The sequence below is a fragment of the Nocardia sp. NPDC050378 genome (assembly GCF_040655675.1).
GTDB classification, from domain to species: Bacteria; Actinomycetota; Actinomycetes; order Mycobacteriales; family Mycobacteriaceae; genus Nocardia; species Nocardia coubleae.
This window is the reverse complement of sequence record NZ_JBFAKI010000001.1, coordinates 561,470-586,787: the sequence shown is the minus strand read 5'-3', so window position 1 is coordinate 586,787 and position 25,318 is coordinate 561,470. Positions and strand designations below refer to the sequence as shown.

The window sequence follows — 25,318 nt, the reverse complement described above, 5'->3', positions numbered from 1 at the left end:
CCGCGCGATCTCCCGGACGTCCTCGACGGTCAGGCGGGGCGGTAGGTGCCGGTGCGGGCTCTGGTGGCGGTGGATTCGAGGATGGTGGTGAGGGTTTTGTGGATTCGGGTGGGGGTGGTGGGTTTCACGGTGAAGGTGGTTTCGCCGTAGAAGACGTAGCGGCCGTCGCCGGGGAGGTCGTGGAGCTGGAAGTCGTCGCGGCCTTCGGTGTGGCGGTTGTCGACGCTGGCGTGGGCGTAGACGCCGATGTGGGTGAGGGTGTCGGTGGGTTTGGCGAGGAAGGATTCGAGTTGTTCTCGGGGGGTGGGGTTCCAGCGGTCGCGGGTGTGGGGGCGGGGGGCCGCGAGTTCGGCTGCGGTGACGCGGATTTCGCGGCCACGGCCGGGTGCGACTTTGGGGAGGGTGGAGAGGACGGCGGCGGCCAAGGCGTTGGGGGTCATCAAGTGCAGGGTGATGTCGCCGGGGTTGCGGGTGTCGCCGGGGGCCTGGACGGCGAGCGAGGCGTAGGTGTCGCGGGTGCCGCCGTGAGCGCGGATGGTTCGCACGCCGCGGGAGGCTCCCGCCACCTCGACGCGGGCGTGGGGGGCGAGCAGGGCGGCCATGGCGCGGTCGAGGTCGGAGTCGAATTCGGCCATCAGGTTCTCGGCGGCCTTGCGACGCAGGCGCAGGACCTCGGCGTAGGTCTCGACGTCGGTGTACTGGTGCTGTAAGGGATACGGGAGGACGTCGCGCCCCGCGGCTTCCCACAGGGTGCGGAAGTCGAGGGCGGTGAGATGCCAGGTGCGCACGGGAAATCTACTCTGTTCCATCGAGATCGGCACTCAGTCGGCGCCGATGACGGGCGGGACCATCTTGGGCAGGCTGTCCAGACCGGTGAGCTCCTCGCCGTTGTCCTGCGTGACGAGGTAGTCGGGGATGCCCTTGGTCGACTCGTCGTCCTTGCCGCCGCCACGTCCCGCGCCCGGTCCCATCATGCCGGGCATCCCGGAGCGGCCCGCAGCGCCAGCTCCGCCGCCACGGTTCGCCCCTGCGCCGGCCGACGCGGGGTTGCCGGGGACCGCCGCACCCGCCCCCGGCGAACTGGCTCCGGGGGAACCGGCACCCGGCACGCCCGAGCCCGGGGAGCCACCACCGGGGAGACCTGTGCCGCTCGGACTTCCGGGAGGTCCCGGCGTCGTGGACTGCGGGGTGGTCGCGGCGGGAGTCGTCGAGGCCGGGGTGGTCGATGAGGGATCGGTCGTCTGTGGGGTGTCGTCCTCGGAAGAATTCTGGTCATCGTCGTCGGCGGAGGTGTCGCCGGGCGTTTCGCCTGGGTCGGTCGTCGGGGTGACGGCCGCGGATGTGCTCGCTGTCGCCGCGGGCTCACCGGTCGGCGAGCCTTGATCGCCGGGACGCGCACCGCCGCTGGGGATTTCGGGATCCCCAGCGTTGTCCACAGCCTTGGGGACCGGAATGACCGGAACATTCGTGTCGGACTCGTAAATGACCGGCGCATAAACGGTTTGGAGCACACGCACCGCCTCGACGCGCGCATTCTCCTCCGCCACATCGTCATCGCGCCACGCTCGGCCGGTGAACAGGCCGGTGAAGTTGTCGACGCCGCTGCGATGCTCGGGTTGATGGGGCACAAGACGTTTCGTCGGTTCGAGGCCCGTTCGCAATTCGACCAGTTTGTTGCTGGTGAGGGCGGCCGCGGTGGTGACTTGTTTTCCCGTGGCGTCGTAGGCCGCGACGGTCTGGGCGGCGGCGTTCGCGGCCGAACCCGCCCAGACATCGGGCGACATCCCACGCGAGATCTGCTTGCGGAACTCGTCGAGGGAGGTGGCGTTTCGGGTGGAGATCTCGGTCCACGCACCGATCAGATCGTTCACGGCATCGAGATCGATCTTGTCGACCTTGGCGCGAAGCTCGGCGACGGTACCGGCGAACAGGTCGTTCTTGACCACCGTTTGTGGGCGGAATTCTCCGTCGAAACCGAGCTGGCTCGCCTGCTGCCGGGTGACGGCGCGCTGGTCGTTGTATTCGTCCTGGATGTCGGCGATTTCGGAACCGTCGAGTTCGCCGTCGTCGCCGGAGAAGGAGACGAGGTCGCGCAGTTTGCCGTAGAGGTCGAGGCCGTTGATGCTCTGCATGCCGGTCATGGGGTCACCTGCTCGGAGAGGTAGTCCATGGCGTTGGCGTTTTCGATGTCGGTGCTGGTGAGACGTTTGAAGGAAATGGCGAAGACTTCGCGGAGTTGCTGCACGGCTTCGATGTCCTTCATCACCACGGCATCGATCGAGTTCGGATCGCCCGTGGCTTGAACGAGGAACTTCTTCTCGAGATCCTTGCCGATCTGAAAGTCGCCGAAACCGCTCACGTTCTGCGTTCGGCGGGTAATGCCCAGAATTTCGCGAAGAACAGTCAGGCGGTCATCGCAGGCTTTGTACATGTGGAAGGCGGCAGCCTCGTCGTTGAGGTAGACCTCGCCGGCCTTCGCCTGGGCGAGCAACGCGCTGTAGGCGGTGTTCTCACTCACGGAGCCCTCCCCGGTCAGCTCGGAAAGATCGGAACCAGCACTTCGCCCGCGCGGGCCAAGTACTCGCAGGGGTCGTCGAGGCCGGACTCGAGGGGCGAATTGAGGATCTGCAACTGGACGACGCCGAGCTGCGCGGGAAAGACCACATCGCAGCCGAGGTCCTTCGATGCACCGCTGACCTTGAACTCACGACCCGAACGGCCTGCGATGGTTACGTCCCGAAAGTCGACGTTGCCAGGTTTCTGTTCGAACTGATCAACCGTCTTGTTCGTCGTGTACACGGTGAGCGAGAACTCGCGCGCATCCCACGCACAGATCTCCCAGCCCGATTGCGGAACACCGCCAACGCCTTTTTCCTCGGTCGCCGGGTCGACCCCGACTTCCGTCAACAACGCATCAGGAATCTCCGTACACGGATTCCACAACACCGGCTTGGCCGTCGTAGTCGTCCCCGAAGACGTCGACTTCCCCTCCTCGCATCCGGCTGCCCCGACAACCGCCAGACCTGCGAGCACTAGCGCGATCCCCGCCCGTTTCATCCCCACCCCTTCTCGCCGGTCCACTGCTTTGACCAGGGAGATTAGCACGGGCTTCGGACACGGAACCGGGTCCGAGCGGCGGGCAAACCGGTAGCAGCCGGTCGCTCATCGTGTGGTCAGCGACTCCACGCCCGCACCCGTCAGGGCGGGTAAAACGCTCGGCCTTCCGGTGAGAAGTAGGAGCAGATCCAACGTGGAGCCCCGGATTTCGGGACCGCTACCAACGGCCCATGCGGAGTCGTCGGCCACGAGGGACACACCGCGTAGCCGGCGGCGGGCCCAGAACGGCCACCCCATCGTCCAGACACGCTGTGCGGCAACCACGCACGCCTGCGCGTCGATTTCGATCGTGCGCGCGAGCGGGCGGGCGATGTCCTGGGCGTGGACGATCACGTCGAAGTGGATGTTGCGGTGGTTGGTGACCACGGGCAGGTCGCGGGAATCGGCCAGGCTCGTGAGTGCGGTGGCGAGGTCGGGGGTGGTGTCGGCGTAGCGGACGGCCAGGTCGTGGTTGAGGCGGTGGAAGCTGCCGTGGGCGCGGGCGGCCTCGCGCAGCATGGCGAGCGGGCCGGGTGGCTGGGGTGCCAGCGCGACGTGCGCGGCGACATCGCGGACGCGCCAGCCCGCGCACAGCGAAGGGGCGTCGAGTTCGGCCGGAGTGAGCTCGGCCAGGAGCCCGGCGATGGCGCGGCGCTGATCGATGATGGTTCGCCAGTACTGATCGGGGTCCATGCTCGGCTCCTTGTAGTCAGCCTTTCTGACTAATATAGTCAGTGTTACTGACCGAATCAAGGAGTGTCATGCCCGCTGACGAGCTCAACCTCGGAGTCCTGCTCTTCATCCCGTACCGGGAGATGGAGCGGCGGGTGCTCGACGCACTGAGCGAGGGCGGCTTCGACGACCTGACCCAGGCCCAGGCGCGACTGGTCGCGAGGATCGGGCCGGACGGGTCGCGGTTGACCGACTTGGCCGCCCAGGCGCAGGTCACCAAGCAGACCGCGGGGGTGCTCGTCGACCAGCTGGTGCGCGCCGGATACCTGCGACGCGAACCCGACCCCAGCGACGGCCGCGCGCGCCTGCTGCGGCTGTCGGACAAGGGGGCACGGGCCGTCGAGGTCGCGAATCAGGCGGCGGGCCAGGTGGAATCGGAGTGGCTCGCCCACCTCGGGCCACGACGGTCGACCGCCCTGCGCGGGGCGCTCGAGGAACTACGGAAGATCACCGACCCATATCGATGACGCGAACTCGCGGACGCGCGGCAGCGCTGGGCATACGATCCGCGAGGCGTGATGAGCATCCCTGCACCGAGCTGGCGTTTTCGGGGGATACTTGAGACGGCGCCCGCCGTGGGGGCGGGGCCACCGGGCAACAATTCTAGGAAAGGGAGCTTGACGACGTGGATGCGCGTTCGCTTGCGCTGGTCCGCGCCGATTTTCGCGGAGTGATGGAGGCACCGGGCGGCCCCGAGCGGCTGACCAGGGCTTTTTACGGGCACCTGTTCGCACAGGACCCAAGATTGCGTGATCTCTTTCCGCCGACCATGGACATGCAGCCCAAACGGCTGACCACGGCGGTGCAGTTCGTCCTCGAGCATCTCGACGACTTCGACCGCGCTCAGCGGTTCCTCGAGCAATTGGCGCGCGACCACCGCAAGTACGGGGTCGAGGCCGATCACTACGACATGGCGGGGCTCGCGTTGCTCGGTGCGCTGCGCACCTACCACGGCAACCGCTGGAACCGGGAACTCGACGAGGGCTGGCGCGATGTCACCATCGTGATCTCGGCGGCCATGGCGATCGGCGCCAACCAGGACAAGTCGCAGCCGTACTGGGACGCGACGGTGGTCGGTCATCGCCGGGTGCTCGACGATCTGGCGATCGTGCGGCTGCAGGCCGACAGCCCGATCCCGTTCAAGGCGGGCCAGTATGTGCCGATCGCGGTGCCGCAGCGGCCGAACATGTGGCGTTACCTCTCGCCCGCCATCCCCGCCAACCCCTACGGCGAGATCGAATTCCATGTGCGGCGGGTGAGCGGCGGCTGGGTGAGCCCGGCCATCGTGAACGACACCAAAGTGGGCGACCGGTGGAAGATCGCCGGACCGCTCGGCGGGCTGCAGGTGGACCGCGAATCCGGGCGCGACGTGCTGATGATCGGCTCGGGCACCGGGATCGCGCCGCTGCGCGCGCAGCTGATCGAGATGAGTCAGCGCGGCATCAACCCGCGCGTGCACTTCTTCATCGGCGGACGCTTCCCCGGCGACCTGTACGACGTGAACAACATGTGGCAACTGTCGCAATCGAATCCGTGGCTCACGATCGTGCCGGTGTGCGAGGAGCCCGACAACCCGTGGTGGTATCCGCCCACCCCGTCGGAACCGCCGCCGGGCATGCACCGCAGGCTCACCGGCAACCTCGGAGCGGTGGTCACCAGTTTCGGCGCCTGGGCCGATCGGCAGATCCAGATAGCCGGATCCGCCAAGATGATCGACGACACCCGTCGCGCCCTCATCCGGGCGGGCACCCCGACCGATATCATCGCGGCCGATCCCGTCGGCTGACCGCGCGAAAGTGACTGATGAGCACCGAGTTTCCCCACCCGGCCTGGACCGCGACTGTTGTCGGTCATCATCGGCTGCGCAACGATCTGGCCGTGATCCGGTTGATCGGTGACTTCGTCCCGTTCGCCGCGGGCGGGTCGGTGGAGGTGGAGGTGCCGCAGCATCCGGGGGTGCGGCGACGGTTGTCGCCCGCGCTGCCGCCCTCGCTGGACGGCAAACTCGAATTCCACGTGCGGACGGTGCCGGGCGGGTGGTGCTCGGGGTCGATCGTGGCCGACACCCAGCCGGGCGATCAATGGCGAATCAACGCACCGCACACCGTGTTCGCCGTCGACCCCGACGCGACCGAAGTGGTGATGATCGCGGGCGGCACCGGACTGGCGCCGATGCGCGCCCAGATCCTCGACCTGGCCCGCCGCGAAAACCCGCCACGCACCTACCTTTTCTTCGGCGGCCGCAGCCCACGCGACCTCTACGCCGCCGACATGCTGTACCTGCTGTCGGGTGAATTGCCCTGGCTCACGGTGATTCCCGTGGTCGAAAGCCCCGACGACCCGCCGATTCGCGATGAATGGCACGAACAGACCCGCGTCGATATCGGTTTCGCCCCCTCGGGAATGCTGCACGGCACACTGGCCGACGTAGCCGCCGCCCACGGCCCTTTCGCCCGGCACCAGGTGTTGATCTGCGGCTCCCCCGCCATGGTCGCCACCACCACCGACCGCCTCATCGCCGGCGGCACTCCCCCAGTCAATATCACTACCGAGGGTGCTTGAGCATCAACACCTACGAATCGCCGTTTCGCTGCGGTTGACTGGCGCTTTCGACCCGGCTGAGGTGACTGCGGCGCTGGGTCTCGCACCGACCGCTCACTGGCGTGCCGGGCAGACGGGACCCGCACCCAAACTGCCTCGGAAGTCCGATGGCTGGGTGCTCGGATTGTCTACCGGCACCGAGTAGGTCGGCGAGCAGGTGGACCGTGTTGTCGACGAGCTCGCCCGGATCAGCGACCGACTGCGGCATGTTCTTTCGGCACGGGAGGTGTCCGGGTACCTGACCGTCGGGGTCGACGGGCAAGGCTGGCTGGTCATCGCGCTATCGACTGCGACGCTGAGGTTTCGGTGGGCCGGACAGATCGGATTGGACGGCTAGTTCGTGGCGGCGGTCGATTCGGTCGACGAGCACGCACGCAGCGACGATGATGCCAGCTGATCGGGGTCGGGCTCAGAACAAGGGATCGTGGCGGATGGACTTGGCTTGGGTGCCTGCGGCCATGAGGCGGAATTTGGTGGTTTGGACCATGGAGGGGGAGCCGACTATTTGGACGTCGCGGTCGGCCCAGGGGCCGAAGGCGGCTACTACCTTGCCGATCTGGCCCGTCATGCGAGGTTCCAGGCCGGGAAGTTCGACCTGGGGTTCGCCGGAATCGTAGTACCACCAGGGGTTTTCTTCGTGTTCGGTGACGGGGGTGACGGTGAGCCACTTGTTGGCGACGGCCAGTTGGCTCAGGACCTGGAGGTCGTAGAGGTCGCACGGGTGGTGGCCGCCGACGAACAGGTGGACCTTCGGGTTCACCCGGCGCTGAGCCATCGCCATGATCTGGGCGCGCAAGGGGGCGATGCCGGTGCCGCAACCGATCATCAGCATCTTGCGCTTGGTGTTGCGCGGCACACCGAGACCGCCGAGGGGGGCGCCGAGTAACCACTGGTCACCGACGGTGGTGTGCGACACGATCGCCGGACTCACCCAGCCGCCGAGCACACTGCGGATGTGGAATTCGATCTCGCCGTTGCTGTTCGCGGGATTGGCGGGTGACAGGTAACGCCACATACGCGGGCGCGAGGGCACCTGCACACTGAGGTACTGGCCTGCGGCGTACTCCATCGGATGTTCGAGCTGGACCCGGACGATCGACAGGTTGCGCAACACTTCGCGGCACTCGACGACGGTGGCGGTCCACGCGGCGGGACTGGTTTCCTTGTCGGCGGCACCGATCATCGCGCCGCTGATATTGGCCAAGCCCTCGTCCCAGGCGGCGGCGACCTCGTCGGTCCACATCTCGTCGCCCACACACGCGCGGATCGCCGACTTCAGCGAATTGGCCACCGCCACATAGTGCGCCGGTTGCACGCCGTACTTGCGATGGTCGCGGCCGAGCTGAGCGAGGAACGGCAACAGCTTGTCGGGTTCCTCGAGCCGGTCCAGCGCGTAGGAGATGGCGTGGACGAGACGGTCGCGCTGGGCATCCATGGCGGCTGGGAAGAAATCACGGACACCGGGGTAGTCCGTGAACAGGATCGAGTAGAACGACCTCGCCAGCGTCTCGGACCCACCCTCTTCCGCAGCAACCGCCTTGAACGTGGTACGGATCAAAGCGACAGTCCGCGAATCCATATGTGTCACAACCTCGTTTCGCCATCGAACGCTTGTCGCGCCGGCGAGTGACGGGCTGGGAGGACACTCGTCAGCAGCCGATGCGAGAAGTCTAGGCGAGGTTTGCCAGCTTAGGAATCGTACTCTTAAACATCACGCATGTAATTCTGACAAAACTGGATACAGACCCGGTGGCGCGCCAAAGAAACAGACCTAGAGCCCGTGAATGAGGCGTGGACGTGACCGATTGGGCCCGGAATTCGGACGTCCTCGCCGCGCGCTACTACTTCCGGACGGCAAGATCGAAAATAAAGGAGTTGCTGGATAGTCACCAGCCGATCGCCGGGGATTGACCAGCACACGACAGAGCCCCCGATCCGCGACCGCCGTGGCGGACAAGCGAACCGGGGGCTCGGCGTAACGAGTGCCTCAGCGGCGATGACGTGGCTGCCACACCACGAGCGCGGTACTGCGTTGCGGCGGAGACAGATCGGGCCGGTAACCAGCCCGCAACCGCTCCAGCTCCGCGCTCATCTCATCCACCCGCTGCTGCAGAGCCTCCACCTGATTGGTGAGCTCGATGATGCGTTTGATGCCCGCCAGGTTGACGCCCTCGTCCTGCGACAGCCGCTGCACTTCACGCAACAGCTCCACATCGCGAGCCGAGTAACGGCGTCCCCCACCCGAAGTACGTTGCGGGGTGACCAAACCCAGCCGGTCGTAGGTACGCAACGTCTGCGCGTGCATCCCCGCCAACTGAGCCGCCACCGAGATCATGAAGAACTCGGCACGCGAGGAACCCGACGCAGACTTCGGACTATCGGACATCACGCACCTGCCCATCCTGCACGCGGATCGAAACCGCTCGCCTTCTCCGCCTCCTGGTACCGCTTCAGGGCCTCGGTCGCCTCGGCATCGAGAGCCTGCGGAACCGCGACCTTCACCGTCACCAGCAGGTCACCTGCACCACCGGCCGGACCGCGCTTGGGCACACCCCGGCCACGTACCCGCAGGATACGCCCGTCGGCGGTACCCGGGGGCACCTTCACACCGACCCGGCCGTCCAGCGTGGGCACCGAAACGGTTGTCCCGAGCACCAATTCGGCGTAGCTCACCGGCAGCACCAGGGTGAGGTCGTCGCCCTGACGGCCGAAGACCTTGTCCTGGCTCACGTGCACCGTGACATACAGGTCACCCGACGGCGCGCCGCGCAGGCCCGCCTCACCCTGACCGGCGAGCCGGATCTTCTGCCCGTCGCTGACACCCGGAGGGATGCGGACGGTGATGGTGCGGGTGCGGTTCTGGATGCCGGTGCCCGCGCAATCGGTGCACGGGTCGTCGATGATCGAGCCGGTACCGCGGCAGTCGTCGCACGGTTCGCTGAAACCGAACGCGCCCTGATTGCGGCTCACCACACCCGCGCCGTTGCAATGCGGGCACACGCGCGGGCTGGTGCCCGGCTTGGCGCCGCTGCCGTGACACGTGGTGCACGGTGACGGGCTCGTCATCCGCAGCGGAACGGTGACACCCTGGGCCGCCTCACGGAAGCCCAGCGTGGTCTCGGTTTCCACATCGGCACCACGGCGCGGACGGCTCGACGCGCGCCCGCCCCGGTTGAACAGGCCGCCGAGCAAGTCGCCGAGGCCACCGTCGCCTGCACCGGCAGCGCCGGGCTGGCCGAAGATGTCGCCCAGGTTGAACTCCTGCGAGAACCCGCCGCCCGCACCGGGAGTGAAGCCGCCGCCGTAGCCGCGCCCACCACCGCCGGCGAACAGGCGCCGCGTCTCGTCGTACTCCTTGCGCTTGGCCGGATCCGACAGCACCGCGTTCGCTTCGCTGACAGCCTTGAACCGCTCCTCGGCCTTCGTGTCACCCGGGTTGGAGTCCGGGTGCAGGTCACGCGCGAGCTTGCGGTAGGCCTTCTTGATCTCGTCCTGCGACGCGCCGGAGGAGACACCCAGCTCCTTGTAGAAGTCCTTCTCGATCCACTCCCGTTGACTCACCGGGCATCTCCTCCTCTCACGCTATTCGTTATCGGCGTCGGCATCCGAATCCGATGCCCCCACGGTCTCGGGATCGGTTACCCCGACCATCGCGTGCCGAAGCACCCGATCGCCGAACCGATAGCCCTTGCGCATGACCACGCCGATCACCGGCTCCGAACCCGAACCCTCGTGCTGCACGGCCTCGTGCAACGTCGGGTCGAACGGGTCACCGACGGCGCCGAATTCGACCAGACCCTGCTTGGTGAGCGCGGTCTCGAGCTTGTCGGCGACCGACTTCAACGGGCCGGAATCCAGGTCGCCGTGCGCCCTGGCGCGGTCCAGATCGTCGAGCACACCGAGCAATTCGGTGACCACGCTCGCCTTGGCCGCGTCGATATTGGCCTGGCGATCGCGCTCGACCCGGCGGCGGTAGTTCGCGTACTCCGCGGTCAACCGCTGCAGGTCGGCGGTGCGCTCGGCGAGCTCGTCGCTCGCCGGGGCTGCCTCGACCTCGGGTTCCGGGGCGGACTCCACCTCGGGGGCGGAGTCCTGATCCGGTGCCGCGTCGGCCTCGGGGGCTTCGGCGGCGGTCTCCTCGATCAATTCCTGTTCGGAGTTGGCCTCGGTCACTTCTTCTCCGTATCAACCGGCTCGTCCACGACCTCGGCATCGACGACCTGGTCGTCGGCCGCGGTGTTCGGGCCCGCACCGTCAGCGGACTGGCCTTCGGCGGCACCGGCCTCGTAGAGCGCCTGGCCCAGGGCCTGCGACTCGGTGGCCAGCTTCTCCACCGCCGACTTCACTGCGGCGATATCAGTGCCCTCGAGCGCCTTCTTGGCGTCGGCGATGGCCTCTTCGACCTTCGACTTGGTGTCGGCCGGGACCTTGTCCTCGTTGTCCTTGATGAACTTCTCGGTCTGGTGCACCAGCGACTCGGCCTGGTTGCGGGTCTCGGCCTCCTCGCGGCGGGCCTTGTCCTCGGCGGCGTGCGCCTCGGCGTCCTTGACCATCCGGTCGATCTCTTCCTTGGACAGGCCGGAGCCGTCCTGGATCTTGATCTTGTTCTCCTTGCCGGTGCCCTTGTCCTTCGCGGTGACGTGGACGATGCCGTTCGCGTCGATGTCGAAGGTGACCTCGATCTGCGGCACGCCGCGCGGGGCCGGGGGCAGGCCGGTCAGCTCGAAGGAGCCGAGCAGCTTGTTGTGCGAGGCGATCTCGCGCTCACCCTGGAACACCTGGATCTGCACCGACGGCTGGTTGTCGTCGGCGGTGGTGAAGGTCTCCGAGCGCTTGGTCGGGATGGTGGTGTTGCGCTCGATGAGCTTGGTCATCACGCCACCCTTGGTCTCGATACCCAGCGACAGCGGGGTCACATCGAGCAGCAGGACGTCCTTGACCTCACCCTTGAGCACACCGGCCTGCAGGGCGGCGCCGACGGCGACGACCTCGTCCGGGTTCACGCCCTTGTTCGGCTCACGGCCACCGGTCAGTTCCTTGACCAGGTCGGAGACGGCGGGCATACGGGTGGAGCCACCGACCAGCACGACATGGTCGATGTCGGCCACGTTGATGCCGGCGTCCTTGATGACGGACTGGAACGGCGCGCGGGTGCGATCCAGCAGATCGGAGGTGATCTTCTGGAACTCGGCGCGGGTGAGCTGCTCGTCGAGGAACAGCGGGTTCTTGTCCGCGTCGACGGTGATGTAGGGCAGGTTGATCGAGGTGCTCTGGCTGGAGGACAGCTCGATCTTCGCCTTCTCGGCGGCCTCACGCAGACGCTGCATGGCCATCTTGTCCTTGGTCAGGTCGATGCCCGAGCTGGCCTTGAACTTGTCGACGAGCCAGTTGACGATGCGCTCGTCCCAGTCGTCACCACCGAGGTGGTTGTCACCGGAGGTGGCACGGACCTCGACGACGCCCTCGCCGATTTCCAGCAGCGAGACGTCGAAGGTGCCGCCACCGAGGTCGAAGACCAGGATGGTCTGCTCTTTGTCGCCCTTGTCCAGGCCGTATGCCAGCGCGGCCGCGGTGGGCTCGTTGACGATGCGCAGCACGTTCAGACCGGCGATCTGACCGGCTTCCTTGGTGGCCTGACGCTGGGCGTCCTCGAAGTAGGCCGGGACGGTGATGACCGCGTCGGTGATCTCCTCACCGAGGTAGGCCTCGGCGTCGCGCTTGAGCTTCATCAGCGTGCGCGCGGAGATTTCCTGCGGGGTGTACTTCTTGCCGTCGATCTCCACGGTCCAGTCGGTGCCGATGTGGCGCTTGACCGAGCGGATGGTGCGGTCGACGTTGGTGACGGCCTGGTTCTTGGCAGGCTGACCGACGAGAACCTCACCGTTCTTCGCGAACGCGACGATCGACGGCGTGGTGCGCGAGCCCTCCGAGTTCGCGACGACGACCGGCTCGCCGCCTTCCAGCACGGAGACGACAGAGTTCGTGGTCCCGAGGTCGATTCCGACCGCACGAGCCATAGTGGGTTCCTCCTGATAATTGACGACAACTCCCAGCAACGCTGAGCGTGATGCGCTCAATCCTGCCTGTCGGCTCCGCCGGGCGTCAACCCGAACTTGAGTGACATGCGCTCAACATCGTTGATCTGCACAACCGACAGCTGCGGCGATTCATTCCCGCCACCTGAGAAAATTTCCCCGCGCTTGCGAAGGAGGACGGTGTGGGTCAGCGGGAGAGGTCGGCGAGAATTCCCTCGGCACTGCGGGCTGCGGCCCGACAGGCGACGGCGGTGGCCTGATCGGCCAAGGGGTGGGCGGCTCGGGTGCGCCAGGTGCGGACGGCGGTGACAGCCGTGGTGCGCAGGATCCGCGGGTCGACGTCAGCGGGCAGGCCGAGGCGGATGTGCGGAGCTACACCCGCGCCGCCGAGGAGGCGGTGCAGCTCGCTCAGCAACGGGGCCGGGAGCGGGAGTTCATCGGCGCGGAGACGGCCGAGGAGGCGTAACTCGGTGAAGCCGTGCACGTCGGCGAGGCGGGCCCGGACCCGGGGTAGCAGCCGGTCGGCCTCGGTGCCGGGGTAGGCGGTGAGGATTCGGTTGAGTGCGCTCAGCGCCGAATGCACCTTCAATTCCTCGGCGCGCTGACCGAATTGGATCTCGAGCACCGACCGCAGGTCATCGATGCCGCTGCGTGCGGCCAATTCCGCTGCCAGTGCGGCGGAGTCGCGCACGCCGAGCCGAATCAGCATGGTTGCCATACGAATACCGAACAGGCCGAAGCGATCCACCAGCTGGGCACGCAGTTCGGGACGCACCGGCAGGGCGATATCGGCGCGAGCGAAGCGGTCCGCGGAAAGCAACGCAACCGCGAGATCCTCGGCGGGCACCCTCGACAGCGCTTCGAACGCCGCGAACTCGGGCTGACGCAGGGTCGACGCGGCGAACGCGAGCAGACCCGCCACCGGAATCACCTCCTGACACAACCCGGTTCGTTCCAGCTCACCGGCGAACCGGGCCGCGATATCGCGCGCGGAATGCAGGGCATCGATGCGTCCCGCACCGATCTCGTCCGCGCGCGAGACCACACCGATCACCCCGAGCGGACCGCCGCCTCCCGCCCCAGCACCGATCCGCTCGAGGAATCGGACGTCGGTGGCATCGAGACGGCGCAGCAGATAGACAACGGCGTCCGCACCGGGAGCCACCACTGCGGACCCGCGTCGGTCGCCCGCTGACTCGTCGGGTGTGAGCAGCCGCGCGGTGCGCATCGATACCTCACGCGAGAGCGACGATGTGCCCGGAGTATCGATGATCGTGGTGTGGGCCAGCGCGGCCGACGGCCAGCCGACCTCGAGGTGGTCGACCTCGTGAGTGCCGTGGGAATCCCAGTCCAAGGCACTCAGGTCGAAGGTGAGGCCGTGCGCGCCGCTCCCACGTCGCACGATCACGTTCGCTCGAGCACCATCGGCGGCGTGCGCGGTGACAGTGGGAGTAGCGCTGTCGCGATACCAGGTCACCACGCGCGTGCACTCGGTCGCGTCGGTCGGAGCGACGGCCTGGCCGACGAGCGCATTGAGCAGGGTCGACTTGCCCGCCTTGATCGAGCCGGCCAGCGCGACGCGCAGCGGCTGACGCAAGCGGTACTCGCATTCGGCCAGTAGGCTGCGCGCGTATTCGTCCCGGCCGAACACCCGCGCCGCCGTACCGACCAGCTCATGCGCCTCGGCCAAGATTCTCGGCGCGGTCCGGCCACCGGACGCGGCGGTGTCGAAACGGTGGGTCACCCGGATACCGTACCGCCGGCCCGTTCCAGCTCGGTTTGCATCGAATCGGCGTAGCGGCGCAACTCGGCGACCGCGTTCAATTGACGCTCGAGGATTACGGCGCGCTCGGCGCGGTGCGCGGCGGCCGTCGTCGCCGCGTCCTGTGCCGCCCGCAGGGAGGCATCTATCGAACGCAGGCTGCGCTCGGCCACCCCGGCGAAATGGTCGCGCAGGACGCGGTGAATGCGGTGCAGACGATCTTTGGTGTCCTTGCCCGCCTGGAACGCCACATCGTCGAGAAAGCGGCGGACCTCAGCGTTGGCCTCGATCCGCCGGCGCGCGAGGCGAGCGGTCTTGTCGTCTCGGTACGCCTTGCCGCCGACGATCAGGCCGGCGCCGAGCGAGATCGGGTTCAGCATCGCCAGACCCGCGAACGTCGTGGCCAGCCCGATCATCAGTACGCCGCCGTAGGAACCGCGCATGCCGACCAGGATCTTGCTGGTGAAGCCGATGTCCGGCTCGAGATCTGCCAGCGACCCCGAGCCGGCCAGGCTGCTCTCGTCGTCGATGTCGGCGTGCATCTCAGGCAGCTCGACGGCGCCGACCTCTCTGAAATGGTCCGCGATGCGTTCGGCGAGCAGTTCGGCCCTGCGATAGGTGAGAAGCAGATTCTCGCCGAGGGCCGTATCGACGGACTCCGACAGCCATTCGGCGATCGCCCCCCAATGCCTGCCCGGGTCGTTCTCGTCGATCCACTCCTGGCCGGTTCGGGCGATACCGCGCAGACGTTCGCGCAGGTCGTGGTCGACATCGCCGACGAGATCGGTGATGCCGTCGGTGAGTGTCTGCTGCCAGCTCGCGGTGCGCCGCTGCAGATCCGCGGCGGCGATGCGAGCCGATTGCAGTTCGTTCACCGCGACCGAGCCCGCCGCCGGGTCGCGCAGGGCGACCAATTCGCTGCCCAGTGCCAACGCCAGATGTTCAGCTGCCGAATGCAACTCGCGGGCGACGGCCTGCCGGGTGACCGCTTGATCGCGGGCGACGACCCGGTCGCGCAGAAACCCGAACAGCACACCGAATCCCGACTCGGCGCCCAGCTGCGCGTCCTGTAGACGCAGCGCGTGCGCGCGCAGTAGTGCCGAGACCGGGATCAGGGCGACGTCGGCTTCGGCACGGGCCAGATGGTTTCGATCGGCGCCGAGCACCTGATGCCAGTGCGGGTACAGGTCGGTCTTTGTGAGCAGCACCGCGACAGTGGGGCACAGTTCCCGGATCTGCCGGATGAAAGTGAGTTCGGGTTCGGTGAGCTCGGTGGAGGCGTCGGACAGCACCAGCACCGCGTCGGCGGCCGCGGCGATGCCGAGCACGCCTGCGGCACAGGCGTTTCCGTGACCGCCGACGCCAGGCGTGTCGATCAGGACGATGCCGTCGGCGAGCAGTTGGTTCGGGAGCTCGGCCTCGATGCGCACGATCCGCCTGCCTCGGGCGTGCGCGTTGCGCGCATCGATGGTGCCCAGTTCGTCGAACGGGATCTGCACCCGCGTCTCGTCCGTGCCGGGTGCGCTGAGCACAAGGAACGCCCGCTGCTGCGCACCGTAGGACAGCTGCAGCGGGATCAGCGTCGTCGTGTCGTCGCCGACCGCGCACACATCGAGACCGAGCAGCGCGTTCACGAACCGGCTCTTGCCCTGACCGAGCTGGCCGGTGACGACGATCCGGTGCCGCGGGTCGCGCACCCGATCGGCGGCCTGCTCCAAGCGCCCTACCAGGTCGTCACGGCCTGCGGCGCGAGCCGCGGCGACGGTGTCGGCCAACACCGTCGCCAGCGGCACCGCATTCGGTGCGAGAGTCGACATCGCCGCGCCCGTTTCGCTCAGTGGAACATTCCGTCGGTGTGCGTTTCGGCACCGGTCTCGGCGACAGTACTCGACTCGCCGAACAGCGATGCCTCACCGCCGAGGCCCGAACCGTGCAATCCGGAACCGAACGCGCTCGAGACGTCGACCGCGGACCAGGTGTCGGCCGCGGTGGTCACCGCGCCCTGAGAGGTCGCCTCGAACGTGCTCTCGGCCTGGGCCGTCGTCGCCCCGTCGAAGGCGGTGCTGCCCTGGGCGGCGCCCTCGACGGTGGCGCCGAGATCGCCCGCGAGCTGCGTACCGCCCGCAACGGTGCCGGACAGGCCCGCGTCGGCGACGCCGCCGAGACCGGTCTCGAGACCCGTGCCGGCCTCGAGGCCCGCCTGAGCGCCACCAGTTGCGCTGCCCGTGAGTCCGGTGGTGGTATCGACCGCACCGCCGAGGCCGGCCTGGGCGCCGACAACCGCCGAACCGGCGAGGTCGCTCCCTGTTTCGGTGAGACCGTGCACTCCGGCTTGCGCGACGGTGCTCAGCCCGGCGGCGGATTCCAGCGTCGCGCCGAGACCGGTCGCGGCACCCGAGGTGGCCGAGCCCGCCAGGGTCGCGCCGGTGTCTATGCCGCCCTGCAGACCTGTGGTCAGGTCGATACCCGACGTAGCGGACAGCGCCGTGTCGAGACCGGTGCCCGCCGAAGCGCTACCGCCGCCGGTGAGCAGCCCGTCGAGACCGAGACCGCCACTCGCACCACCGGTCAGGCCACCGATCACACCGGTACCCGACGACGCCACACCGTCGAGGCCGGTCTCCAGACCGGTCCCGATCTGCGCGCCCGCACCGACGGCACCATCGAGCCCGGTGATCGCCGTGGTGGTCGCGGCGGCACCGAGACCACCGGCAGCCTGTGCCCCGGCATTCGCCGCAGCCCCCAGCCCGGCACCGAGACTTCCAGCAGCGGTGGTCGCACCGCTCAGGCCCGCGTCCAACCCACCACTGAGCTGTCCACCCAGGCCGGTTCCGATCTCGGAGGTGAGTCCAGCGGTCCCCGCCACCACACCGTCGATCCCGGCGGCCAGTCCCGCACCGGCACCGACCGCACCAGCCACAGCACCGTCCAGCCCGGCCCCGATCTGCGCGCCGGCGTCGGCGGCACCCGCAAGAGCACCGTTCACGCCGGCAACCGCACCGGCAACGCCGCCCAACGCGCCACCCACTGCCGCACCGGCGCCCACGGCACCGGTCAATCCGCCATCCAGACTGCCGGCGAGATCGCTACCGGCCCCGACCACACCGTCCACCGCGCCGCTGAGCCCAGCGCCGACGGCACCGGTCAGCGCACCGTCGAGACCAGCCGCCACGCCGCCACCCGCGCCGACTACACCATTCAGCGCACCACTCAGGCCGGCCCCCGCACCGAGCGCGCCGTTCAACGCGCCTTCGATTCCGGTCGTGAGGTCGGCGCCCGCGCCGACGATGCCGTTGAGAGAGGTCTGCAGGCCCGCGGCGAGGTCTGCTCCTGCGCCGACGGCGCCGTTCAAGGCACCTTGCAGGCCGAGGCCTGCGGCGGCGTCGATCGCCCCTTCGAGGCCGAGGCCGACGTCGCCGTCGATGTCGATGTCGGTGTCGGTGACCGCCGAGACGGCGGCGTTGATACCCGCGCCGACCTGGGCCGCGGCGTCGGCGAGGACCGAAGCGGTGGCGCCGAGGCCGAGGCCGAGGTCGATGCCGAGGTCGGCGTCGACGGCGGTCGCCGCGGTGACGGCGGCGGCCGCGGTGGCGGTCGAAGCGAGCGCGGCGCTCGTGGTCGCGGCGGCGCCGGCAGCCACGATGGCCTGCAGCTGGGAGCCGCCACTGACCAGCGCGGATTCCGCCACCATGGGGGCGACGGCAGAGATGTCCTCCGGGCTCACCTCGACGAGGCAGGCCTGAGCCAGCGCGGCAGCCGGGTCGGCGCAGTAACTCGCCGCCGCTTGCGGGTCGCGCAGCAGATTGAGGATGAACTCCAGAATCGCGTTGGGTGTCATCGAGATCAGCTCCTCCAGATCGTGGGCGGAGTGCCCGATCTGTTGTCGTTGGAATGTCTTTCACGCTAGACCGACTCGCCGTTACCGAAAACGGGGCAAATGCCTAGTTCGCGCCGAACTCTTCCCATTAGGGGCTCGTCGTCGAATAGGGGAAATTCCCCGTACTCACCCTTTCGGGGGTAACAGCTGCCCGCTGGCAACCGACAGACGCAGTAAGGCGCCGGCCATCCGGCGATTTCGCTGCACACATCGTCGACCGGTCCACCGGGAGTCCTGCGAACGGGGTTGTCCAATGACAGAGCGTCTGGCGCTCGGCATCACTGTCGGAGCGGTGAATTCGGTCGCCGCGGCCACGACAGCCGACGGCACCGACGCGATCGTGGTGACACATCGCAGCGCCTTGTTGATCGGCGTCGACGGCTCGGTGAGCTTCGCCGACGCGAACAGCCACGCGCGCGGGGTGATCGTCGACGACTATCTGTCTCGGGTCGGCGACCCGGTAAACCTCTTGGCAGAAGATGGTTCCACACACAACGCGGCCGAGCTCATGGGCGCGGCGGGCCGTGCACTGGTCGACGAAGTGACCGGCGCGACCGCCGGATTCGCCGACGCGACGACCGTCGTCGCCTGCTACCCGCCCTGGTGGCCGGCACAAACGGTCGAGGCGGCACGTGCCGCGTTCGCACGAGCCGGGCTGCCCCAGGTACGACTGGTGCCGGAACCGCTGGCCGCGCTGCGCCGCTACGAAAAAGAGCACGGCCTTCTCGACGACGGCGCGCTGGTGGTCTACGACCTCGGCGCGAGCGGGTTGACGGTGACCGTCCTGCGCACAGGTGAGCAGGCAGGCTTGCTCGGCGCCCCGGTACACAGCACCGCGATCGCGGGCTCGGAATTCGATCTGGCTACGTTGCGCTACGTGCTGGCAAACCTGCTGGAGGGAGCCGACATCGATCCATTCGATCCGAGGGTCGAAGAGGAATTGTCGGCATTGCGAACACGCTGCGGAATCGCGAAGGAAGAGCTGTCCAGAACTACCGCGACTGTGATTCCGGTGGGCAAGCTCGGTGCGACCCGCACCGAAACGGTCAGGTTGACTCGCGGTGAATTGGAAGACCTGCTGCGCGCGCCCCTACTCGACTCGATGGGGCTGATCGAGGACGCGGTGCACCGCGCCGGGCTCACGCTCAGTGATGTGGGCCGGGTGCTGCTCACCGGTGGCGGCGGCGCGATGCCGTTGGTCGCCGAGACCATCTCCTCCGAGTTCGGTCTGCCGGTGATGATGTGCGCCGACCCGGCGACCTGCACCGCGCGCGGAGCTGCCGAAATCGCCTTGGACGCGGTGTCGGTCCTCGCGCCCGCCGAAACCACTCCCGTCGGCACAGCGGTCACGGTTCCCGCGGCCGCCGAGCCGGTGATCGCCGCAGCGTCGACGTTGCCGCCTTCCGAACCCGCCCGCCTCGGGATGTCTACCCGCAAGCGGGCCGCCATCGTCGCCGCGGCGGCCGCTGTGATGGCCGCGCTGGCCACCGGAACACTCGCCGTCGGCGGAGTGACCCATTTCTCTCCCTCCGAAGCCACTTCGCCGACCGGGGCGGTCCCCGGCGTCACCGCGACGACAAGCACCGGTGGCGCGCCGGAAACCGCAGGCGCCACCGACTCGGCCGTAGCCGATCAGCCCCAGCAGGGCGTACCGAACGGCACCACGCCCACGGCGGCCGTCCCCGTCGGCTCGCCCGCTGCCGGCCCTGGCGGCAGTACCACCGCAGACACCCCGGCAGCCCCTGTCGGGTCGGCCCCGGCGCCCGCCCCGGGTCAGCCCGCTCCGGCCCCGGCGCAACCAGGACCGACCTCCGCTCACCAAGCCCCGGCGCCGGCCCCCGCTCCGGCGCCGGCCCCCGGCCCCGCTCCCGCACCCGCTCCCGCACCCGCACCCGCACCCGCACCCCGGCCGCAGGTTCCTTCCGTCGAGGTCAACCCCGGCGAACTGCTCGACGGCGTCGGCGGCGTGGTCGACGAGACGCTCGAATCGGGCACCCAGCTGCCGGGCCGGGTCTTCGGAGGAAACGGTGGCTGAGATCGCCCTCGACACCTTCCCCCATGCCCGAACTGTTCTCCGCGAACTCGACACCACCGCGCAGCAGCCGGTTCTGTTGCTGATTCGCGGCCGGTCCGGTACGGGCAAGTCGGTGTTGCTCAATGCCGTGCGAGCACATTTGCGTGGGCGAGGCATCGCGGTCACCGAGTTCGTGCGCGGCGGCGGTCGGTGGGCCGACAACGCCGTTCTCATCGCCGACAACGTGCACGGATGCACCGACGCCGAGCTGCGCAGCCTTTGTCGGGCAATCGAATCCGGGCAACGATCGATGGTTCTGGCCACCCAGCCACGACCCCATGATCCCAGGCTGCGCGCCCTCACCGAGGCGATGACGCGCCACGGTCGCACGGTGGACCTGCGCGCGCTGGGCAGTGTGGGCGTGGCAACGTTCGCCAGGGAACTTGGTATGGCGGTCTCCCCACCGCTCGCATCGCACATCCACCAGCTGACAGAGGGCATCCCCGCGGGCGTGGTCGCCGCGCTCTCGGCCACCCGCACCGCGACCCTCGAATCGGGCACTGCCGCAGTCGAAAGAGCCGTCGCCATCTGGACACGCTCAGTTCTCGACGCGGCCGAGCCCGATCTGCTCGAAACGCTCGTCATCGCCGCTACCGGAGCCGGTCTGGATGCCATCGAACTCACCGAGGTTCTCGGCGTCGACTCCGACACCGCGCGGGCACTGATCGACCGGGCCCGCGCGGGCGCCCTGGTCAACGACGCCGACCTGCTCCTCACGGGCGCGGTGGGCCCCTTGCGGACGCTGCTAGGTGACCGTCGCTATCTCGAGGTGCAGCGCCGACTGCTCAGTACGCGAATCGACGCGGGGCTGCTTCGCGACCGCACAGCACTCGTCCTGGCCGAATCCGGTGTCATCGATACCCGGTTGGCCGAATTCCTGTGTCGCGCCGCCGAGAAGTCGCGTCAGCCCGCACGATACTTCGCCGCCGCGGCGGCTGCCGGCGCCGACGTCGAGTCGATCGCGTTACGTTGGGCGGAGGCCGCCGCCTGTGCGGGAGACACCGAGACCGCCCTGCGCCTTGCCGAGCCGCTGCTCACCGGTGAAGGTGTCGCGCCCACCGAACTCGCTGCCGCCGTGCGGATCTGCGCAAGTGTGCTCATCCGCCGAGGTCTGGTCAGCCGCGCGGCGGGCCTGTACAACTGGCTCGGCCCAAACCGAGCCGGTTCGGATTGGGCGTCCGCCGCGATGGTGCTGACAGTGGCCGGTGATGTGACAGCGGCGCACCGCATGGCCGAGAGCGCACCGCGCTGGCCGCCGACGGAGTCCGACGCGGCGGCCCGGCTCATCGCCGCTGCGCTCGCCGACTCGCTCGATCCGCACGGCGCGGGAACGAGCGCCGCGATCTCCGCACTGATCCAAGCGGGCAACACCGACCCCACCGACGAGCGGCTCCTGCCGTGCTCGGCCGTTTCAGTGGCCACGATCCTGTGCCTCAGCACCGGCGAGCCCCGCCGGGCCGAGGACGCGCTGCGTCGCGCAGCCGAGCTGGGCGGTGCCCGCCAGCCTCCGGTGCTGACAGCGTGGACAGCATTACTCGGCGGTGACGAACGCTGCGCCGCGAGCACGCTGGCCGGGGTCGACATCGCCACGCTGGCCCCGCGTGATCAATTCCTCGCGCACGCGCTGGCGGTGGGGCTGGCCCGTCGCAGTGGCGATCACGCGACCCTGGCCCGCGCGTGGCAAGCCGCCTGCCCGCTGTTCGACGAACTGGAAGCCGACCTGCTGAGCCTGCTGCCGATCGGCGAATTGTGGCTGGCCGGCATCCGTCTGCGCGACGTGCGTCGTATCGAACCGCTGGTCGCCGCGGCTAAGGCGTTGCTACGCACCCTGGGTCGCGCGCCCGCCTGGGCCAACTGCTTCCACTGGTACGGCGTGCAGGCCGCGCTGGCCGACGAATCACCGCGCGAATTGCTGGCCCATGCCCACGCCCTCAAGACCGCAGCGGAAGCGGGTGACCGGCAGGCCGCCGTGCTGGCCGACGCCGGGCGCACCTGGGTGCTGGTGCTGCGCGGGCAAGTGGCGGCGGCCGAGGTGCAGGCCGCCGTGTCGGCACTGGGCCAACTCGGACTCACCTGGGATGCCGCCCGCCTGGCCAGCGAGGCCGCCCTCGCGGTCGGTGATTCGGCGACCGCGACTGCTCTGCTCAAGCTCGCCCGTTCGGTGCGCGCTCAGGCCAAGCCGGTCGAGCAAGAACACCAAGCCACGCGGTCGGCGCCGCGAGTCCAGCCCGGACCGGTGCCGCCGAACGGCGACTCCGCCGCGCTCAGCGACCGTGAACGCGAGGTCGCCGAACTGGTGCTACTCGGTCTCACCTACCGGGAGATCGGCGCACGGCTGTACATTTCCGCCAAGACCGTGGAGCATCACGTGGCGCGTATCCGACGTCGGATAGGCGCACGTTCACGATCGGAATTATTGTCGATGCTGCGCGCGATGGGACACGGCTCACTCCTGGTGTGACCGCCGGACTCGCCGCAGACCACGAACGTCGAAGCGAGGTAACCGGATGGCCACTGGAGTCGGCTTGCGTATCGCCGACGACGAGTGTGTCGCCGCGGTGGTCACCGACGACGGGGCGAAGCATTTCGTCGAGCGGTCGTCGGTGCTGCACATGTCCGACGACGGCGACGCCGCCCTCGGCGACGCACCGCTGTCCGGGAAGGCACACGCGATCTCCGGTTTCGTCCGCGCGATCGGCGATCCGGCCGGTGTCGATGTCGACGGCGGCGAGGCCTATCGGTCCGAAGACCTGCTGGCCACGGCCATGTTCTGCCTCATCGATCTCACCACCGAGCATCTGAGCGGCCCGGCCGAGTTCTACGCGACGCATCCGGCGCAGTGGTCGCCGGAAGTGGTGCGCGGCGTCCGTGAGGCGCTGGACTATCTGGGTCTGAAATCGGTGGCGCTGCTCGGTGAGGACGAGCTGCCCCAGCCCGCCGAGGGCGTGGATCGCGGGAAGGCGTTCGCGTCGTCGGCCGCCGAGGCCGCGCTGGTCGCGGTGCTGGCGACCCCGGCCGGCGCGACACCGCCGGATCCGATCGTCACCGAGAACTCCCTGGTGAAGACCGATGTGATGCCCGCTGTGGAGCCGCCGGTCGTGGTCGCGCAGGCGTATTCGGCGGCGCTTCCGGTGCAGCAGCCGACCAAGGCGATGGCCGTCACCGTGCCGTCGCCCGCCCCGGCCCCCACGCCGGCTCCGGCGCGGACCAAGACGCCGCTGTTGATCGCCGGGGCCGCGCTGATCGGCCTGGTGCTCGGTGGCATCGCGGTGTCGGTGCTGCTGCGCGGCACCGAGCCGACCGAGCCGCCGACCATCTCGGACGCGCACTCGGAGACGACCCAGCAACCGGCTCCCACTCCCGTGGTCGCTCCGCCGCCGGAGACGACCACCGAGGAACCGGTCGTCACCACCACCCCGGAACCGACGACGACCACCGAGGAGCCGACCACCACCGAAGCTCCGACGACCACCACGCCGTCACCGACCACCACCACGCCGACGACGACGCCCGGCCGCACCACGACCACCCGGCCGTTCCCCTTCCAGCCCCGCGAGCCCGGCGAGCTTCCGCCGCCGCTCGAGATCCCCGGTTGGCGCAAAACCGAAGCTGGTAGCGGGTAATCGCACCTCATCGGCGGGCGTGCCTTAGAGTGATGCGCTGACCGACATACCCGCCGCCGGCGGTGGTCTCGGTCACTCGTTCGGTGACGAAGGGATTTCATGCGCAAGTTGGTGGCGCGTCGCGCCGCGGTCAAGGCAGCCTCCGCCGGGTTCGCCGCGACCGTTCTTCTCGCCCCTCTGCTCGGCTCCGGTGTCGCTAGCGCGCAACCCGCTGCGCCGCAGCAGCTTTCGGCCGACGCCCTACCCGCCGAACTGGTGACAGCCATCTCGCGCGACCTGGGCATGACCCCGAACGAATACCTCGACCGCGCCGCGCGCGCCCAGGAACTGCGCGCCTACGCCGCCGACTTCCGCGCCGAGAATCCCGACACCTTCGCCGGTGCCTGGCTCACGCCCGAGGGCAAAGCCGTTGTCGCGGTGACCGATGCCGAGACCGGTCGCCTGGCCGCCGCGGACGGCTACCAGACCCATCTCGCCCCGATCTCGGCCGGCGGACTGGAAGGCGCTCTGCTGCAACTGAGTCAGTGGATCTCGACGCTGCCGCGCGAGATCTCCGCGCCGATCAGCTCGATCGCCATCGACGTGCTCAACAGCCAGATCGTTATGAGCATCGCCAATTCCAGCACCGGCCACCTGCTGAACCTGCCGACCCTGATCGCCACCATCAAGGTGGTCATCACGCCGGGCGGCGGTGGCGAGGTGGTGAACCGGCCGATGGGCGGCGACACCTACATCACCGCGGCCAAGGACCTGCACGACGCCGACCTTCGCGGTGTCGATGTGTGCTCGTTCGGTTTCAACAGCACCGACGCGGCGGGCAACGCGCTGAACATCTCTGCGGGCCACTGCAATCCGAATGTCGACCACGGCACACCCGCCGCGGTGTACGTGCCGAACGTGCGCGACATCCCCAACAGTCCCGAGGTCGGTCAGTTCGCCATGTCCGTGCTCGGCGGGCCGGGCGCGCTGGACTACTCGGTCATCAAGCTCAACGAGCGGGCGGTGAACGCGGGCATGGACCAGGCCCGGGTGCGTGGCGCCAACGGCACCACCCTCGCCATCACCGGCACCGCCGAACCGGTGACCGGTGCGCCGGTCTGCAAAACTGGTCAGTCGTCCACCTTCACCTGTGGTTTCGTCTCGGCCGATCACGTGGAGACCCAGCTGTTCACCGCCGAGGGTGTCAGCAAGACGATCCGTGGTTTCGCCACCAGCGCCTGCACCCTCGGTGGTGACAGCGGCGGCGCGATCGTGTCGGGCACCCTCGCGCTCGGCATCACCAGCGGCTCCAACGCCGCCGAGGCGCCCAACTGCACCGAGGCCAACACCCAGCTCGCGCCCTTCGGCGGCACCGCGACCCTCGGTGTGCCGATCCGGCCGATCCTGGCCGATATCGAGGCCAATTCCGGTGGCGGTCTCGGCAGCGGAATCATGGTGCGTACCAACCCCAACGCGGGTTAGTACCGAACGAATCACCGAACGGACCGGGTGAGCGAAATCTCTTGCCCGGTCCGAGTA

The 25,318-nt window shown here is 68.6% G+C and carries 21 protein-coding genes; 8 read left to right on the top strand and 13 right to left on the bottom strand.

Annotated features, from left to right (window positions below; all coding sequences use genetic code 11):
- Positions 1-29: 29 nt before the first annotated feature.
- From AB0I35_RS02705 to AB0I35_RS02685, 5 genes are all read right to left on the bottom strand, one after another.
- Positions 30-788, bottom strand: coding sequence for an ESX secretion-associated protein EspG (locus tag AB0I35_RS02705; RefSeq protein ID WP_357393728.1), 759 nt, complete (start codon positions 786-788; stop codon positions 30-32).
- A 33-nt stretch (positions 789-821) separates the two neighbouring features.
- Complete coding sequence (locus AB0I35_RS02700; RefSeq protein ID WP_357393726.1) at positions 822-2,141, bottom strand: hypothetical protein; 1,320 nt, start codon at positions 2,139-2,141, stop codon at positions 822-824.
- A complete protein-coding gene (locus tag AB0I35_RS02695; protein ID WP_357393724.1) occupies positions 2,138-2,518 on the bottom strand; it encodes a hypothetical protein in 381 nt (126 codons plus the stop codon). The genes AB0I35_RS02700 and AB0I35_RS02695 overlap by 4 nt, the downstream gene beginning before the upstream one ends.
- Before the next feature lie 14 nt (positions 2,519-2,532).
- Positions 2,533-3,057: a DUF3558 domain-containing protein gene (locus AB0I35_RS02690; RefSeq protein ID WP_357150392.1), complete on the bottom strand. Its 525-nt coding sequence runs from the start codon at positions 3,055-3,057 to the stop codon at positions 2,533-2,535.
- 105 nt (positions 3,058-3,162) lie between these two features.
- On the bottom strand, positions 3,163-3,789 hold the full coding sequence (locus AB0I35_RS02685; protein WP_357393722.1) for a maleylpyruvate isomerase family mycothiol-dependent enzyme: 627 nt from the start codon (positions 3,787-3,789) through the stop codon (positions 3,163-3,165).
- A gap of 68 nt (positions 3,790-3,857) precedes the next feature.
- Here AB0I35_RS02685 and AB0I35_RS02680 point away from each other — a divergent pair, with 68 nt between their 5' ends.
- The 4 genes from AB0I35_RS02680 to AB0I35_RS02665 all read left to right on the top strand — a co-directional run bounded on the left by AB0I35_RS02680 (position 3,858) and on the right by AB0I35_RS02665 (position 6,574).
- Positions 3,858-4,295, top strand: a complete 438-nt coding sequence (locus tag AB0I35_RS02680) for a MarR family transcriptional regulator (protein ID WP_357393720.1) — start codon at positions 3,858-3,860, stop codon at positions 4,293-4,295.
- Positions 4,296-4,453: 158 nt separating this feature from the next.
- Entirely contained in the window at positions 4,454-5,614 is a 1,161-nt protein-coding gene (locus AB0I35_RS02675; RefSeq protein ID WP_357393718.1) for an FAD-binding oxidoreductase, read from the top strand.
- Positions 5,615-5,631: 17 nt separating this feature from the next.
- On the top strand, positions 5,632-6,390 hold the full coding sequence (locus AB0I35_RS02670; RefSeq protein ID WP_357393716.1) for an FAD-binding oxidoreductase: 759 nt from the start codon (positions 5,632-5,634) through the stop codon (positions 6,388-6,390).
- Positions 6,383-6,574, top strand: a complete 192-nt coding sequence (locus AB0I35_RS02665; protein ID WP_357393714.1) for a DUF4279 domain-containing protein — start codon at positions 6,383-6,385, stop codon at positions 6,572-6,574. Before AB0I35_RS02670 ends, AB0I35_RS02665 begins: the two co-directional genes overlap by 8 nt.
- 264 nt (positions 6,575-6,838) lie before the next feature.
- Here AB0I35_RS02665 and AB0I35_RS02660 read toward each other — a convergent pair whose 3' ends face one another.
- The 8 genes from AB0I35_RS02660 to AB0I35_RS02625 all read right to left on the bottom strand — a co-directional run bounded on the left by AB0I35_RS02660 (position 6,839) and on the right by AB0I35_RS02625 (position 18,064).
- Positions 6,839-8,008 carry a globin domain-containing protein gene (locus AB0I35_RS02660; RefSeq protein WP_357393712.1) on the bottom strand — a complete coding sequence of 390 codons (1,170 nt, stop codon included), beginning with the start codon at positions 8,006-8,008 and terminating at the stop codon, positions 6,839-6,841.
- Between the two features lie 408 nt (positions 8,009-8,416).
- Entirely contained in the window at positions 8,417-8,815 is a 399-nt protein-coding gene (locus AB0I35_RS02655; protein ID WP_357393710.1) for a helix-turn-helix transcriptional regulator, read from the bottom strand.
- Positions 8,815-9,990, bottom strand: coding sequence for a molecular chaperone DnaJ (gene dnaJ / locus AB0I35_RS02650; RefSeq protein WP_357393708.1), 1,176 nt, complete (start codon positions 9,988-9,990; stop codon positions 8,815-8,817). Before dnaJ ends, AB0I35_RS02655 begins: the two co-directional genes overlap by 1 nt.
- Positions 9,991-10,011: 21 nt before the next feature.
- Positions 10,012-10,602: a nucleotide exchange factor GrpE gene (gene grpE / locus AB0I35_RS02645; protein ID WP_357393706.1), complete on the bottom strand. Its 591-nt coding sequence runs from the start codon at positions 10,600-10,602 to the stop codon at positions 10,012-10,014.
- Positions 10,599-12,446, bottom strand: coding sequence for a molecular chaperone DnaK (dnaK, locus tag AB0I35_RS02640; RefSeq protein ID WP_357393704.1), 1,848 nt, complete (start codon positions 12,444-12,446; stop codon positions 10,599-10,601). The genes grpE and dnaK overlap by 4 nt, the downstream gene beginning before the upstream one ends.
- A 205-nt stretch (positions 12,447-12,651) precedes the next feature.
- Positions 12,652-14,115, bottom strand: coding sequence for a dynamin family protein (locus AB0I35_RS02635; protein ID WP_357394157.1), 1,464 nt, complete (start codon positions 14,113-14,115; stop codon positions 12,652-12,654).
- 89 nt (positions 14,116-14,204) lie between these two features.
- The gene (locus AB0I35_RS02630) at positions 14,205-16,043 is read right to left on the bottom strand and encodes a dynamin family protein (RefSeq protein ID WP_357393702.1); all 1,839 of its coding nucleotides are present in this window, start codon (positions 16,041-16,043) and stop codon (positions 14,205-14,207) included.
- Positions 16,044-16,060: 17 nt separating this feature from the next.
- Positions 16,061-18,064, bottom strand: a complete 2,004-nt coding sequence (locus AB0I35_RS02625; RefSeq protein ID WP_357393700.1) for an IniB N-terminal domain-containing protein — start codon at positions 18,062-18,064, stop codon at positions 16,061-16,063.
- A 292-nt stretch (positions 18,065-18,356) separates the two neighbouring features.
- Between AB0I35_RS02625 and AB0I35_RS02620 the strand changes: the two genes are divergently transcribed.
- From AB0I35_RS02620 to AB0I35_RS02605, 4 genes are all read left to right on the top strand, one after another.
- Positions 18,357-20,138 carry an Hsp70 family protein gene (locus AB0I35_RS02620; protein ID WP_357393698.1) on the top strand — a complete coding sequence of 594 codons (1,782 nt, stop codon included), beginning with the start codon at positions 18,357-18,359 and terminating at the stop codon, positions 20,136-20,138.
- Positions 20,131-22,638: a LuxR C-terminal-related transcriptional regulator gene (locus tag AB0I35_RS02615; RefSeq protein WP_357393696.1), complete on the top strand. Its 2,508-nt coding sequence runs from the start codon at positions 20,131-20,133 to the stop codon at positions 22,636-22,638. The genes AB0I35_RS02620 and AB0I35_RS02615 overlap by 8 nt, the downstream gene beginning before the upstream one ends.
- Before the next feature lie 46 nt (positions 22,639-22,684).
- Positions 22,685-23,800, top strand: a complete 1,116-nt coding sequence (locus AB0I35_RS02610; protein ID WP_357393694.1) for a hypothetical protein — start codon at positions 22,685-22,687, stop codon at positions 23,798-23,800.
- Between the two features lie 99 nt (positions 23,801-23,899).
- Positions 23,900-25,261, top strand: a complete 1,362-nt coding sequence (locus AB0I35_RS02605; RefSeq protein ID WP_357393693.1) for a S1 family peptidase — start codon at positions 23,900-23,902, stop codon at positions 25,259-25,261.
- Positions 25,262-25,318 lie beyond the last annotated feature (57 nt).